This window comes from Thalassospira australica (genome assembly GCF_000763295.1).
Classification (GTDB): Bacteria; Pseudomonadota; Alphaproteobacteria; order Rhodospirillales; family Thalassospiraceae; genus Thalassospira; species Thalassospira australica.
Map to the genome: position 1 here is coordinate 1 of NZ_JRJE01000025.1, position 14,939 is coordinate 14,939.

Genomic DNA, 14,939 nt, shown 5'->3' on the forward strand with positions numbered 1-14,939 from the left:
CCCGGATGGGCCGAATGACCCTTGACGACAACCGGGCAACCTGCGGCCAGTGCGGATGCGGTATCACCACCGGCAACCGAAAATGCCAGCGGGAAGTTCGACGCACCAAAGACGGCCACCGGGCCAATCGGACGCTGCATCAAACGCAGGTCCGGGCGCGGCAACGGTGCACGATCCGGAAGCGCTTCGTCATGGCGACGATCAAGATACGCGCCATCAAGGATGTGGCTGGCAAACAGGCGCAACTGACCGACCGTACGGCCACGTTCGCCCTGCAGGCGGGCTTCGGGAAGGCCGGTTTCCTGGGTTCCGATTTCGGTGATTTCATCACCACGCGCATCGATTTCATCAGCAATGGTGTTGATCAGCTTCGCACGGTCTGCGCGCGATGAATAACCAAACGACCAAAACGCTTCTTCGGCAGCCTTGGCCGCCTGATCGACAAGTGCGGGCGTACCGACCGGGAAGGTATTGGCCGGACCGTGGGCCGGCTCAGACTGGAACGTCGCATCACCAGCGACCCAGTCACTGGCAATAAGATGTTTTCCTGTCAGCGTATAAGACATGGGATTCTCCGTTGGCTGGGTCAAATCACGCGTACGATAACCGGTTCTTCAGACTGGATACTGATACGGTTGCGCACAGGACGCCCAAACAATTCAGATTCAATTTCAAACTCGTCACCGTCACGGGTCTGAACACCATCGGCAAAACTTAACGTCGCCGTTCCAAAGAAATGCAGGTGGATATCGCCGGGACGCCGGAACAGATCATATTTGAAATGGTGATATTCGAGGTTATCGATGGAATGAGACATGTTCTCTTCCCCACTGACAAAGGCCTTTTCCCAAAGGACCTCGCCCTCGCGATATACGCGCGAAATACCCTCTACATGACCGGGAAGTTCCCCCAGCAGAAGTTCAGGCCCGATTGCGCACGCGCGCAACTTGGAATGAGCAAGATAAAGATAATTCTGGCGTTCCATGACATGATCGGAAAACTCGTTACCGATCACAAACCCGATGCGAACCGGCGTTCCATCCGGATCATTGACATAGACACCGGCAATCTCCGGCTCCTCGCTACCGTCAAGGGCAAAGGACGGGCTTGGGATATCATCACCGGGTGCAGCAATGACAGAACCGTCGCCTTTGTAGAACCATTCAGGCTGAACACCCTTTTCACCTGACGACGGCTTTCCACCCTCAAGCCCCATGCGGAACATTTTCATAGAGTCCGTTTCATCCGCAGCCTTGCTTGCTGCCTGATGCATATTTGCCCGTGCCGATGCTGACCCCAAATGCGTAAGCCCGGTTCCGGTTACCAGCAGATGTGCCGGATCAGGATGATCAACCGGGCATAGCAGGCGTCCACTTTCGATAATCGCATCATAGTCTTCGCGTGCTTCGTCGAGGCGGCATTCAGCCGCCTCGATCATCGTCATATCGCCACGAATGGCAATTCCGGCCAGTTCGCGGACGGTTTCGACACCAGCCAATGGCGCAATGGCATTGCCATCAACAACACCAACCCGACGCTTGCCGTTTTCCGCGATGAATTGAACCAAACGCATTATCATCGCCCCTATTCAATAATCTCGAAATCGCCAAGCGCATCTTCGGCAATTTCAAGACCAAGCCCCGGAAGGTCGTCATCAAGGTCGATGAAGCCGTTCTTTGGCACCGGATCCCCTTTGAAGACGTAGTAGAACAGTTCGTTTCCGACCTCGACATCAAAGACCGGGAAGAATTCAGAGATCGGGCAGTTCAAATTGGCCATGGTCAGGTGATAGTTGTGCATTTGACCTGCATGCGGAATGACCGGCACCTGATAGGCCTCGGCCAATGCATTGATCTTCTGGGCTGCGGTGATACCGCCAACACGGTTGGTGTCATATTGAATGACACTGAGCGCATTCATATCAAGCAGGGTCTTGAAGCCAAAACTGGTGAATTCATGTTCACCACCGGAAATCGGCACGATGTTCATGTTATTGAGTTCGGCATAGCCTGCCAGGTCATCGGCAATCACCGGCTCTTCTAGCCAACGGGGTTCGAATTCGGCCAGTTTGGGCAACATGCGCTTGGTATATTCAAGGTTCCAGCCCATGTAGCATTCCAGCATCAGATCACGATCCGGGCCGATCACTTCGCGCACGGTTTTAACCAGATCAAGGTTTTTGCGCATTCCTGCCGGACCATCTTGCGGGCCCCAGCCAAAGCGCATCTTGACCATATCAAATCCCTGATCGACATAGCTTTGTGCTTCTGCAGCCAATGCATCAATCGTCTGACCATAAAGCTTGGAGGCATAAACCGGGATTTGTTCCTTGGTACGCCCTCCCAAAAGCTTGAAGACAGGCTTTCCGGTCGCCTTGCCCATGATATCCCAGATGGCGATATCGATGGCCGAAATGGCAACCATGCCAACACCTTTTCGACCCCATGCATGGGTGCGGCGGTACATCTTCTGCCACAGATATTCGTTATCGAACGGGTCTTCGCCAATCACCAGTGGCGCAAGATAGGTATCAATGATCTGCTTGGTGATGGTCGGGGCCAGGGCCGCATTCCCAATACCGACAATACCGTTATCGGTTTCAACTTCGCAGATCAGCCATTCATGGAACCTGAACGATCCCATGCTGTCGCCGCGTTCATAAAGTGCGTCGGATGCATTGGTACAGAAATTGGCCTGCGGGGCCACGGTTTTGCCGTTCCAACGCAGAACACGTGTGCGGATACTTTTGATTTTCATCTCGATCATCCTTTCAGATGGCATGCCCGCAAACCGGGCTTTTGGACAAAGCGGTGACGTTCACACAAGAAGCATTTCTTGCCTGGTCTCCGGATCGATCCACAATTTTGAATAAGAACTTTGCCTTAGGCCGGGCGCGCAGGGAGAACGCGACCCGACCGAGAACACAAACAATCAGGCGTCAGGCAGCCAACCGGGCCTGACGTCGGCTTCCCGCCATCCGAGCTGCGATTTCAAACGCTGCAAGGGTTGCGCCGACATTGGCTTTGCCAAGGCCGGAGATGTCATATGCCGTACCATGCGCTGGCGTTGCCACCGGGATCGGAAGCCCGCCCTGAACCGTGACACCCCGATCAAAGCCCAGCAGCTTGATCGCGATCTGCCCCTGGTCGTGATACATGGTGACGATGGCATCAAGCTCACCGGCCTGTGCTTTCAGGAAGATGGTATCCGCCGGCCAGGGCCCTTCTGCCGGAAGACCAAGGCCTTGTGCCTTTTTCACTGCTGGCGTGATGATATCAATTTCCTCGCGACCGAAATTCCCGCCATCACCGGCATGCGGGTTCAGGGCCGCCACACCGACACGGGGCTGATCAACGCCATTTGCCAAAAGTGCATCAGCGATCAGGCGAATAGAATCCACAATCCGGTCGACCGAGATGTTTTCGACCACCCGCGCAAGTGCGATATGGCTGGTCACACGGCTGGTCCACATGCCTTCCATGGTATTGAATTCGCAGATCGGGCCGTCATGATCGATATATTCAGCCATGTAATGAAGTTCGTCTTCATGACCCATGCCACCACGGATCATGGCTTCTTTGTTGAATGGCATAAATAAAATGCCATCGATCTTTTCTTCACGCGCCAGATCAAGAGCAACATCAAGTGTACGAAGCGACGCAGCCCCCGCCTTTGGATCGACGACACCCGGATTGATCTGGTCAACGTTAAAGAAGGCAGTCTCGATAAAAGGATATGCATCCTTGGGCCAACTTGCCGGAAGGCTTTCAATAGCGACCAGATCGATATTAAGCCCGGACTCCTGACGACCACGATCGATCAGGCATTTGTCACCAATCACGACGACATCTGCTTTTTCGCGTATGTCACTGCGTGAAAGAAGGCGCAACAACAATTCCGGGCCGATCCCATTGGCGTCACCGGGGATTACCGCCAAACGCGGTTTTACATTAACAGTCATCGATAGAATATCTCCACAAGCGTCATGGGAATGAATGGCAGATAGGTGACCGCCATCAACACGGCAAACAGCACGCCGATGAACGGCACATTGACCTTGGTTGTTTCCCAGATATCGGTTTTGGCAATCGAGCAGGATGTCACCAGAACGCTGGCAACGGGGGGGGTCTGCTGACCGATTGCAAGGTTAAGAGTAAGTATGATGCCAAAATGAACCGGATCGATTCCGACCTGCTGGATCAGCGGCAGCACGATGGGCACCACAAGAATGATCGCAGCAGCGCCATGAAGGATGCAGCCCAAAACCAGCAACAGAACATTAAGCAACATCAGCACGACGACTGGATCATCGGTAAAGCCGGTGATCGCCTGTGCAAGCAACTGGGGCAGACCTTCTTCGGTCAGATACAGACCAAGAACAGCCGATGTCGCCACCAGAAGCATCACGGTTGCTGTCTGATTGATGCCTTCGCGCAGTGCGTCAAGGAACATCGGAAAATCAAGTTCGCGATAGATAACGCCGCCAATCACAACCGCAGCAACAACCGCAAGACCAGCCCCCTCGGTCGCGGTGACCAGGCCACCGAAAATGCCACCAAGGATAATGAATGGCAGGGTCAGCGCCCAGGCTGCTTCGCGAAACGTCTTGCGAACACGCGCCAGATCAAATCGTTCATCACGCGGGATGTCATATTTGACGGCGAAATAGTAGCTGATACACATCAGCCCGAACGCCCCCAAAAGACCAGGAACCACACCAGCAACAAACAGCTGCACGATCGAGGTATCCGAAAGTGCCCCATACAGAATCATGGGAATGGATGGCGGGATGATGATCGCAAGCGATGCCGACGATGACGTCACAGCGGCTGCAAATGTGCTTTTGTAGCCCTTGCGCTTCATGCCCGGGATCAAAACCGAACCTGTTGCCGCAACATCCGCAACGGCCGAACCGGAAATTTCCGCAAAGAATAGCGAAACCCCGATATTGACCATCGCAAGACCACCGCGCATAAACCCGATCAAAGCGGAAACAAACTCGATCAGACGACGCGAGATGGACGAGGTATTCATCAACGCACCGGCCAGAATAAACAGCGGGATTGCAATCAGCGGGAAGCTTGTTGCGCCATCAAACAAAGCAAGTGCGGCGTTGTAAAACCCCGGAACTCCATGCAGGGAATAGACGCCAACCAGTGCCGCAGCACCGATAGATACGGCGATCGGAATCCCCATAAAGACCAGGAAAAACATCAAAGGAAGAATGACTGAAACGGCCATCATGCTGCCCTTTCATTGATCGGCGCATCACTTTGCTGCGCCTTGGCTATCTCGTGATTCATTTCTTCGGTCTCGACATCCAGTGCCGTTACCATACGATGCCAGGCTTCAGGCAGGCTCAGCAATTGACCAACCACAAACAGGGCACAGCCGATCGGAATAACCGATTGTGTGAACTGCAATCCAACCCATGGAAGCGAAACAAGGGTTTCGCCGCCCATAATTTGAAGAACAAACCATCCGGCCCACGCCATTGCTGCAAACATCGCAATCACGATGGCTTCGCCAATCAGGAACACGACCTTGCGCATCGCCAACGGCAGTGCCAAAAGAACGCCGGAAAAACTCAGGTGGGACCGGCGCACAGCCGCGAGGGCGGCACCGTAATAGGTAATCCAGGCCAACATCACCGAAGCAACTTCGTCATACCAGACCAGTGAATTGCCCGAATAACGGAACACCACCGCCAAGATCACGATCAGCGCAAGTGCGGTGATCAATGTCATGGTGAAGACTTCAAGGATACGCCGGAACAGAACTGCTGCGAATTGCATCGCGTTCTCTCCTATCGGAAACAAATTCTAAAGAGCGGGGCAACCCGTGGGAAGGTTGCCCCGGTCCGGTTTAGTTCGCAGTCGCAAGCGCGGCGTCGACCAGGGCCTGACCACCGTCGATTTCAGCAGCAAACTTAGCGTAAATCGGTTTGGATGCCTCAACAAATGCGGCACGATCCGCAGTATTCACTTCCATGCCGCCAGCTGTCAGCTCGTCAAGAAGAGCCTTGTCTGCCTTCGCACCGGCTTCACGGGACCAAAGTGCGACTTCGCGTGCGGTATCAACCAGAATGTCGCGAATTTCCGGATCCATATCGTTATAAACAGATGCAGACATGGTCGGATAAGACGGGGAATAGATATGCCCCGAAAGCGTCAGATATTTCTGCACTTCGTTAAGCTTCGCCGCCTCGATATTGGTCAACGGGTTTTCCTGACCATCGATCACACCGGTTTGCAAACCAACGAACACCTCGGAAAACGCCATTGGCGTCGGGTTTGCACCATAATTCGAGAACATCGCTACGCGCCATTCAGACTGCGGCGTACGCAGCTTGATGCCATCCAGATCGGACGGCACATTGATCGGACGTTCGTTATTGGTGATCTGGCGGAAACCGTTTTCCCAAAGCGCAAGGATCTTGTACCCGGCCTCTTCGGCCTGCGGTGCAACATTCGGCCAGAAAACAGATTCCTCGATTTTGGCAAGCTGATCGCGATCCTTGACAAGGAACGGAAGATCAAAAAGAGCGAACTTGTCAGCAATGGTTGGCATGGTCGAAGATGGCAACGTGATCTGAACCGTGCCAAGCTTAAGACGCTGCATCAGTTCTTTATCTTTACCAAGCTGTGCGGAGTCAAAGAGCTTCACCGTTGCCTTGTCGCCAAGACGCTCGTTGGCAAGACGGGTGAACTCGGCCGCAGTATTGGCTTGGAGTGACCCATGCTCTGCACTAATGGCAAAGACGATATCTTCTGCGGCATTCGCCACAGTCATTGCGGAGACAGATGCAATGCTGCCGAAGGTTACGGCAGCGACAAATTTACGGATACGACCTGCGTGGGTCATGTATTCCTCCCGATTATGTGTAATTTGCTGTTCACCGGTAGCTGGGAACGCACGATCTTTGTCGCGCTTGAATTTGGTATACCATATTGACAGCACCAAGAGTCAACACAAAATCAACCCAACAGATATTCCACCACCTGTAATCGGTAAAATATGGCTAATTACCAACAATATAAGCATGAAATATTTTCGCTCACCTCTACCTCGGAAGCGCCAAAATGGTATACCATTCATTTTGGTATACCATTTTATGCTTGTTCTTGTGTCAACTTGACCCTATGGTGAGTTTAATAACAAAACGCAGGGAAGAACGGCTTGAGTAACATCATACTGGATGACGGATCAGAATCAGATCACGATATCAACACCCAAATTACCGACGCGCCGATCGCGACAATCTCAGAAGACAGCGACCTGCCGTTGGCTCAGCAAGCGGCGAATGTCCTGCGCGATATGATTGTTCAGGATATCATCCCGCCAGGCAAACCGATCCGCGAACGGACATTGGCCCAGCAGCTGAATGTGTCGCGCACCCCCTTGCGCGAAGCACTGCGCATTCTTGCCGTCGACGGCCTAGTTGAACTGCTGCCGTCACGTGGCGCGATTGCCGCCAACCCCAGCTCGGAAGACGTCAAGCACATGCTCGAATTCCTTGGTGGCATTGAAGGCTTGGCGGGCGAGCTTGCCTGCAAGCGCGCGACGGACGAAGAAATCGACGAAATTCGCGCCCTGCACTATGAAATGCTCGCTGCGTTCGCACGTAAAGACCGGCTGGCATACTTCAAGCTGAACCAGCGCATCCACCGCGCACTGGTCCTGGCTTCGGGCAACCCTCTTTTGATCGAGACGCATGAACGCATGAACGCCCGACTTTACCGCATCCGGTATCGCTCGAACATGCGCAACACAAAATGGCCAACCGCCATTAGCGAGCACGAAGAAATCCTGAAGGCCATAGAAAACCGCGACGCGGTAAAGCTCAACGATTTGCTACGCAACCACCTTGGCAGCACCTGGACCAAGGTCAGCGAGGATGGGCAGCTCGGCACAACCGACCACCATCACAACGACTAAACAAAGAACACAAGAGACCGGCACTGCTGGAACTGGCTCCCGCGAAAGCGGGGGCCTTCTTTTTTGCCCCCCACGCACCATTTGAATGCCAAGAAAACGACCAGCACGCCTGGCGCGCCAGGCAAGATTAGACGCAAGGGTGCGTTGTGCACGCGATGTCGTATGCTGGTAATTGGAAACCGAGTGACATCGTCAACTTCAGGCCAAGACATAACCTCAAAGCATCAACGAATTCCGCGCGTGTTCGAGCCCAGCATACGAATTTTATTTCGAGGACTGGCACCCCCCCGGCTTGACAGGCAACGCCCCGGACAAGTTACTGTTATCAGTTGCAACTGAAGCAAGAGGTACTTGCACCAACACAATCCCTTGGGCGGCTTCGACAGTTACCGCACCAACTGCTGGCGTCCATAGATCAGCAACATGCCGATAATCACCGCACCGAAGACCACCTGACGGAAAGTGTCTGCGGGAATATCTACCCCCAGCTGGGCGAAATACCGCTGCGGCTGAACAACCGAAAGCATCGATTGCAAGATCGTAATCAAAATAACCCCTGCGATCGTTCCAACATACTTGCCCCGTCCCCCCAGAACATTTGTTCCACCTAGGATGATCGCAGCAATGGTTGGCAACAGATATGGATCCCCCATTGCCTGATAAGATCGGTTTGCCCACCCAGCCAACAGAACCCCGGTCAACGCCGCGCAAGCGCCCGAAAAGATAAAACAGATCAAGATAACCTTGCGTGTATCCACCCCACTCAGAAAGACGGAACGCTCCTGGTTGCCGACAGCATAAATCCGACGACCAAGAACTGTCCGATTGAGCACAAAGACAATCGCCGCTCCCAAAATAATCCAGAGAAGAAGTGGATTAGGAACACCGGGAATGAGATGCCCTACAGCCAACTCACGCATGAACTCTGTCGCGCGATCTTGCGGTGCAAATCCGCCCGTATGGTAAACCATAAGCCCCTGCGCAACCGCATTCATGCCCAGCGTGAATATCATAGCCGGCGCACGCAAATACGCCACACCCAGTCCATTTACCGTGCCGATCAATGCGCCACACAAGACACCGAATGGCACAGCCAGTGTGATGCCCAATTCCGGCCCCAAAAAACCGGTTGCACCGGTCGCCATCATGCCGCCAACGCCGATCGTCCATGGAATGGACAGATCAATATGGCCCAATAGAATAACCAACATCACACCACTTGCCACCACACCAAGGAAGGATGCGGTATGCAGCTGCTGAATCAAATACTTCGGTGACAGAAAGGCCGGTTCGACCATTGCGCCGATCAGAAGCAGAACAATCACACAGCCAAATGCAATGAGGGTCGCCCGATCAAATTGCCTTGCGATTACGCCTGAAACACTCATTTTTCCGCCTTACCGATAAATATCTAGTCTGTTTTTGATTCTCAGAATCCTCAGCGAACCGAGACTGACCGCAACAAGCAGTACGACGCCGACGAAAAGCGGCTGCAAGACAGGATTGATGTCGAATACGATCAACAAATCACCAACAGTCCGCATGACAAATGCTCCGAAAATCGACCCCACAGCGCTGCCGACCCCGCCAAACAAGGACGTACCCCCAATGACGACGGCCCCGATGGAATTGAGTGTGTATTCGTTGGCAATCGACATCTTCGCAGCCCCGGAATACGTCAGCGCTGTCAAAAGAATGCCACCAATGGATGCCAACAGTCCGCTTAGGGTATAAGCCAGCATCTTTGCGCGATTGATCGGAATCCCCGACATATAAGCTGCCTGTTCTGACGAACCGATGGCAAAGGCAGCGCGCCCCAGGACAGAACGGCGATACGGGATCCAAATGAACAGAACGACCGCCAGCAACAGCAGAACGGTATGTGGTACGGCAAATGTCGAACGCGTCATGAAATCAGCAAGTTCGAAATTGACCTCTCCGCCCGGTTGGGGTCGAACAGCCAGCGCAATGCCAAAATAAACCGCACTGGTGGCCAGCGTGGCAATCAGCGGCTGCAATCGCCCATAAACAATAATCACACCATTTACCGCACCACATGCCAGCCCAAGCAATAGCACGCCAAAAATACCAAATGTGGTTGCCATCGGCCCACCGACCACAATCGTCGATGCGAGACAGTTCGAAAGAACAAAGGTCGCCCCAACTGACAGATCTAGCCCGCGGGTAATCACAGGAAGGGTCTGTGCCATGGCAACGAGCGCAAGCAAAGCACCCTTATTTGCCGCGGTGTTCAACATGTTAGGCGTAAGGCCTGCCGCCTGCTTCCAGCCGTAAACAAAGAACATCGCGGCAAAGATAAGCATTGCGATCAGAACACCGCGCTGAGCTGCGGACAAACGGCCAACCCAGCCGAAATATTTTTGCCGATTAACCAAGCCCTCAGGCTCTGAGCTCACATTCATAGCAACGCCCCCTGTATCTTTTTTGCCTCAGGTCGGACCGCGGCTTGTTCCGGCAGGTTAAGCGCAGCTGAAACCAGATTTGTTTCGTTAAGCTCATTCCCGGCAAGGGTTCGAACGACTCTGCCGTCATACATGACCAACACACGGTCGCAGCAACCAATCAGTTCGTCGTAATCGGTTGAATACAAAAGGATTGCGCACCCCTCAGCGGCAAGTTCCTGCAGAAGATGATAGATTTCCTGCTTGGTACCGACATCAATGCCACGTGTCGGATCGTTCAACAAAATGATGCGCGGCTTGGTCATCAGCCACTTGCCGATAACGACTTTTTGCTGGTTTCCCCCGGACAAAGCCCCGACAGGACCATCAATACCGTCCGCCTTGATCTTGAGGATCTCCACCATCTCGTCGATCGCGGCTTCTTCTGCGCGCGTATCAACAACACCCATCCGGCTCATTTTTTCGACCGCTGCGAAGGACAAGTTCTCGCGCACTGTCATCGACAACATCAAGCCTTCGTATTTGCGGTCTTCTGGCACCAAAGCAATGCCGATTTCATCGGACTTCGCCACCTTGGGGCTGTTTAACCTTACCCGGTCACCATTGATTTCAACCGAGCCGCTTGCGCCAATCAGTGTGCCAAACAGGCCCAATTGCAGTTGACGCTGCCCCTGCCCGTCCAAACCGCCAAGCCCCACAATTTCTCCCGGGCGCATTTCCAGATTGATGCCGTTAAGCTCATCGTTCCAGGAAAAGTTCGTTACCTTCAGGATCGGTTTGGTTGCCGCCGGCCTGTTGCTTTTGGCGGGATAGACACTGCTGTACTCCCGACCGATCATCATCTCGACAACGGCGCTATCAGATTTCGTACCGTTTCTAAACGTCTCGACTTTGGTGCCGTTGCGGTAAACCGTACAGGTGTCTGCAAGCTCGGCAATCTCGGGCATGCGATGTGAAATATAGATGATTGCCATCCCTTCGTCGCGAAGACGATGTAGCATCTTGAACACCTTATCGACATCGGCCGCCGTCAGCGCAGATGTCGCTTCGTCAAGAATCAGAATTTTGGGGTTACGGGCCAGCGCCTTGGCGATTTCCACCATCTGACGCCGGGAAAGGGACAAGTTGCTGACGGTTTCCATCGGGTCAATATTCTCGCCCCCAACCCATGCAAGCGCCTCTTCAGCGATACGTCGCTGAGCGCGATAATCAATCATGCCGAATTTGCGGGGCGGACGGGTGATACCAATGTTGTCGGCAACCGTCAGGTCCGGCAACAGGGACAATTCCTGGAAGATGCATGACACACCAAGATCATTGGCCTGTTGCGGATTTGCAAAGCTTGCAAGCTTGCCATCAAGCTTGATGTCTCCACTATCGGGCAGGACGACGCCGGAAAGTATCTTGATCAGCGTCGACTTCCCTGCCCCGTTTTCACCAAGCAGCGCATGGATTGATCCGCGTTGCGTCTCAAAACTGACATTCTCAAGTGCACGGACACCACCATAACGTTTGGTTATGCCCGACATCGATAATAAATAGGGTGATTTGCTCTCTGACACGGCAATTTTCCTAACCAGTATTGAACACCGTCGATGTCAATGCTGACATCGACGGCATCCGGTCGTTTATTGTTGTTAGTTGTTCTCGCCTGTCTGAGACGCGATCTCTTCTGCCGTAAAGCCAATGTTGCAAGCTTCGAAGTTGTTACCGGCAAAGAAGCTACCCGGCAGCTTCGGGAACATCTCGACACCTTCTTTGAACGGCGCGTAAGAAATAGATGTCGGCAGCGCGATTTCTGATGGAACCACTTCACCTTTCAAGGCCGCAATCGCGGTTTTGATTGTCACAGATGATTGCGCTGGCCCCGTCCCGCCCGACTGGCAGCTAAGACCCGCACTATTGCAAAGCTGACGAAACGCGTTCTCGGTTTCCCCTGAAATCGGGGCCTTGAAGACACCTGAATCAAGCATTGCCGTCGCAACACCCTGTGATCCGCCCTGAACATAAATCCCGTCAAACACGCCACCTGCAGCGATGGCGTCGGCCGTCACTTTCTGGCCATCACCCGGCGCCCAGTTACCGACAACATCAACAACTTCGATATCACGGCCAGATTCCTTTAAAACCTCAAGGAAGCCTTCATTGCGTGCGATGTCTACTGGTTGCCCTGCAGGACCACGCACATGCAGGAACTTGGCCGGGCCGTCGCCACTTTGCTCAAGAAGAAATTCTCCGGCAGACATGCCAAGACCTTTTTGGTCGACGTTGATCGCGATCTGATTGGGATCATCAATCACATTGTCAAACGACAGAACAACGACATTGGCTTCGTTGGCCTTACGCACTACAGATCCGAATGCCCGTGTGTTGTTCGCGTTAATGATAATTGCGTCAAAGCCTTGATCGATAAAGTTGTTGGCGGCCGCAATCTGTGCAGCAATGTCTTCTCCGACAGAAACAACCTTGAATTCTTCGATTTCGGCTGCCACTTCGGGCTGTGCGGCATAGGCCTTTGCGACCGCAATCATCTGAACGCGCCAGTCATTGGCGATAAAACCATTCACAAGGGCGATTTTGTAGGGCCCTTCGCGCGCTGGCCACTGGAAATAGGCTGTGTCATCGGAAACCGGCGCGAAACAAGACGGATCAGCACCAGGACCAGCAACCGTATTCGGGCCAGCATTCGCAACATGCGCCACCATCGTCAATGCGACAGCAGCGGTCGTCATAGTCAGTAGTTTTTTCATGGTAATCCTCCCGTTGGATGCGCTGTTCTTTATCCTTCTTCAGCAGGTCAGCGCCCCTGCCCGCATTGTGCAAGTTCTTCACGTCTCTTTCGTCCCATGCCGCTTCAGACACTTCTGATCAGGGAACAGAAATGATGGAACTTAAGGTGTTGTCAGAGAAATTTCGTGCTCGCGCAGATTCTGCGTGAACCGAGCATTCCCCCCTGATGTCAGCATGCGACTTATTGTTTTTATTTGCGTCTTTGCCATTAACGGCAAAGACGCGTACATGCCTGCAAAACCAGACATTGTACTTTTGCGCAATTTTCATCGGTTACAATTAAACCATAAAGAGCACTCTCCGCAGAACGCATACGGTGTTACGCATCCAACTTGCGGGCTTCCGCAAGACAAGAGGAATACCTGAGAATATGATCTAGGGTCTGGAGGAAACAGCCATGGCGGATCTTGCGCACCACCTTCGCATATCTCATTTGCGGCCGGACAATCTCGATATTCACTCAGCGCTTAGCTCAGTGAACCCCGAGACCGACAAGGTTGTGGTCAGTTTCAACATCACTCCAGAAAGCCTGCAAGCGGGTTAGAACATATGAAAACCCGTGCTCGGCTCATCGGGACAAAACAAGACCTTTCGACCTCGCAAGGGACACACATCACCATTCAGCTGCAGCAAACCACCGGACAAACCGGAGAAGTTGTTCATGAAAATATTGTTGGTTGAAGACGATAAAATGCATGCCGATTTTCTTATGGAAATCGTCGAGACAACATTGCCAGAGTTTGATGAAATCTTGCATGCACGAAATGGAAAAGAAGGAGAAGCGCTCGCGCATCGTCATCAGATTTCCGCAATTGTGATGGACCTGCGAATGAAAGAACGTAACGGCATTGAAGCTGCCCGCACCATTTGGGCTAAACGTCCAGAAACCCGCATTCTTTTCTGGTCAAACTATTCTGATGAAGCATATTTGCGCGGCATTACAAGAATTGTTCCCGATCAAGCAGCCTATGGGTACATTCTGAAAACTGCGACACCAGAAAAGATGCGACTGGCTTTGCGGGCAGTCCTCATTGAAGCACAGATTGTTGTCGACCGCGAAATTCACCAAATCCAAGCCCAGCAAATGCGTTCGCGTAGTGCATTGACCGAATTCGAACATTTGATCTTACTCGATCTCGCACTTGGTCTCCCAGACAAGGCTATCGCGTTACGGCGGAAACTTTCACTTCGGACAGTACAGAACAGATTGCTGTCACTTTACGACAAACTCGATGTCGATGGGCAAGACCAAAACGAAATGGGAATTGTACTTAACAAACGTACGCGCGCGGTTTCCAGCGCCATCGCGCGCAAAGTAATCAATCGCGAAGGGTTGATCACAGCGAACAAAGAACTCGGCGCGTGGCTGAGACGCTCAGCCGTTGCTCAAGATTAGCCTCAAAACCAGTTAATTTCCCTTTGCATGATTTGGTTGAAAGTGGTTCGTCACATTGACCAGAAGCACCTGATAAGCCATCTAACTTGGCTTGCGTCTTCTCAATTCCAGTCACGCTGGAGCATCGGCACAAAGCAATACGAGACTGACAAATGCCGAAACCGAGTGCGCCGATCAAGGCGGGAAAGTGACTACCTCTGGCTCCGGAAACCAGTGAAACTCTTACAAACGATTATTCTTACTAAGGAAAAATGGCGATCCCTGCAGGACTCGAACCTGCAACCTACAGATTAGAAGTCTGTGCCTTTTCCTTTAAAATCAACGACCGTTAGTCAGTTTTCACCGTTTGTTCACGGCTATATAAATCAATCAGTTAGCAGGCGAGTGACTAA

The 14,939-nt window shown here is 52.8% G+C and carries 13 protein-coding genes and 1 tRNA gene; 2 read left to right on the forward strand and 12 right to left on the reverse strand.

Annotated elements, in window-relative coordinates; genetic code table 11:
- The 7 genes from JF44_RS0111130 to JF44_RS0111160 form a co-directional block, all read right to left on the reverse strand.
- Nucleotides 1-566: aldehyde dehydrogenase family protein (locus tag JF44_RS0111130; protein WP_033069104.1), on the reverse strand; the 566-nt coding region annotated here is incomplete at its 3' end.
- A 20-nt stretch (nucleotides 567-586) separates the two neighbouring features.
- On the reverse strand, nucleotides 587-1,573 hold the full coding sequence (gene araD1 / locus JF44_RS0111135) for an AraD1 family protein (protein WP_033069077.1): 987 nt from the start codon (nucleotides 1,571-1,573) through the stop codon (nucleotides 587-589).
- 11 nt (nucleotides 1,574-1,584) lie between these two features.
- The gene (locus JF44_RS0111140) at nucleotides 1,585-2,757 is read right to left on the reverse strand and encodes an L-rhamnonate dehydratase (protein WP_033069105.1); all 1,173 of its coding nucleotides are present in this window, start codon (nucleotides 2,755-2,757) and stop codon (nucleotides 1,585-1,587) included.
- Nucleotides 2,758-2,938: 181 nt separating this feature from the next.
- Nucleotides 2,939-3,961: a 4-hydroxythreonine-4-phosphate dehydrogenase PdxA gene (locus JF44_RS0111145; protein ID WP_033069078.1), complete on the reverse strand. Its 1,023-nt coding sequence runs from the start codon at nucleotides 3,959-3,961 to the stop codon at nucleotides 2,939-2,941.
- On the reverse strand, nucleotides 3,958-5,241 hold the full coding sequence (locus JF44_RS0111150; RefSeq protein WP_033069106.1) for a TRAP transporter large permease: 1,284 nt from the start codon (nucleotides 5,239-5,241) through the stop codon (nucleotides 3,958-3,960). Before JF44_RS0111150 ends, JF44_RS0111145 begins: the two co-directional genes overlap by 4 nt.
- Nucleotides 5,241-5,795 carry a TRAP transporter small permease gene (locus JF44_RS0111155; protein ID WP_033069079.1) on the reverse strand — a complete coding sequence of 185 codons (555 nt, stop codon included), beginning with the start codon at nucleotides 5,793-5,795 and terminating at the stop codon, nucleotides 5,241-5,243. Before JF44_RS0111155 ends, JF44_RS0111150 begins: the two co-directional genes overlap by 1 nt.
- A 70-nt stretch (nucleotides 5,796-5,865) precedes the next feature.
- Complete coding sequence (locus tag JF44_RS0111160) at nucleotides 5,866-6,864, reverse strand: TRAP transporter substrate-binding protein (RefSeq protein WP_052065798.1); 999 nt, start codon at nucleotides 6,862-6,864, stop codon at nucleotides 5,866-5,868.
- Between the two features lie 315 nt (nucleotides 6,865-7,179).
- On the opposite strand from JF44_RS0111160, the gene JF44_RS0111165 reads away from it, so the two are divergent.
- Complete coding sequence (locus JF44_RS0111165) at nucleotides 7,180-7,938, forward strand: GntR family transcriptional regulator (RefSeq protein WP_202901505.1); 759 nt, start codon at nucleotides 7,180-7,182, stop codon at nucleotides 7,936-7,938.
- 386 nt (nucleotides 7,939-8,324) lie between these two features.
- On the opposite strand, the gene JF44_RS0111170 is transcribed toward JF44_RS0111165, so the two are convergent.
- The 4 genes from JF44_RS0111170 to JF44_RS0111185 form a co-directional block, all read right to left on the reverse strand.
- Nucleotides 8,325-9,326 carry an ABC transporter permease gene (locus tag JF44_RS0111170; RefSeq protein WP_033069080.1) on the reverse strand — a complete coding sequence of 334 codons (1,002 nt, stop codon included), beginning with the start codon at nucleotides 9,324-9,326 and terminating at the stop codon, nucleotides 8,325-8,327.
- Between the two features lie 9 nt (nucleotides 9,327-9,335).
- Nucleotides 9,336-10,361: an ABC transporter permease gene (locus tag JF44_RS0111175; protein ID WP_081944427.1), complete on the reverse strand. Its 1,026-nt coding sequence runs from the start codon at nucleotides 10,359-10,361 to the stop codon at nucleotides 9,336-9,338.
- On the reverse strand, nucleotides 10,358-11,923 hold the full coding sequence (locus JF44_RS0111180; protein ID WP_202901506.1) for a sugar ABC transporter ATP-binding protein: 1,566 nt from the start codon (nucleotides 11,921-11,923) through the stop codon (nucleotides 10,358-10,360). Before JF44_RS0111180 ends, JF44_RS0111175 begins: the two co-directional genes overlap by 4 nt.
- Before the next feature lie 75 nt (nucleotides 11,924-11,998).
- Nucleotides 11,999-13,111 carry a substrate-binding domain-containing protein gene (locus JF44_RS0111185; protein ID WP_033069082.1) on the reverse strand — a complete coding sequence of 371 codons (1,113 nt, stop codon included), beginning with the start codon at nucleotides 13,109-13,111 and terminating at the stop codon, nucleotides 11,999-12,001.
- 701 nt (nucleotides 13,112-13,812) lie between these two features.
- Here JF44_RS0111185 and JF44_RS0111190 point away from each other — a divergent pair.
- Nucleotides 13,813-14,547 (forward strand): response regulator, encoded by a 735-nt coding sequence (locus JF44_RS0111190; RefSeq protein WP_033069083.1) that lies wholly within the window; start codon nucleotides 13,813-13,815, stop codon nucleotides 14,545-14,547.
- A gap of 252 nt (nucleotides 14,548-14,799) precedes the next feature.
- Here JF44_RS0111190 and JF44_RS0111195 read toward each other — a convergent pair.
- Nucleotides 14,800-14,874, reverse strand: a tRNA-Arg gene (locus JF44_RS0111195).
- Between the last annotated feature and the right edge of the window lie 65 nt (nucleotides 14,875-14,939).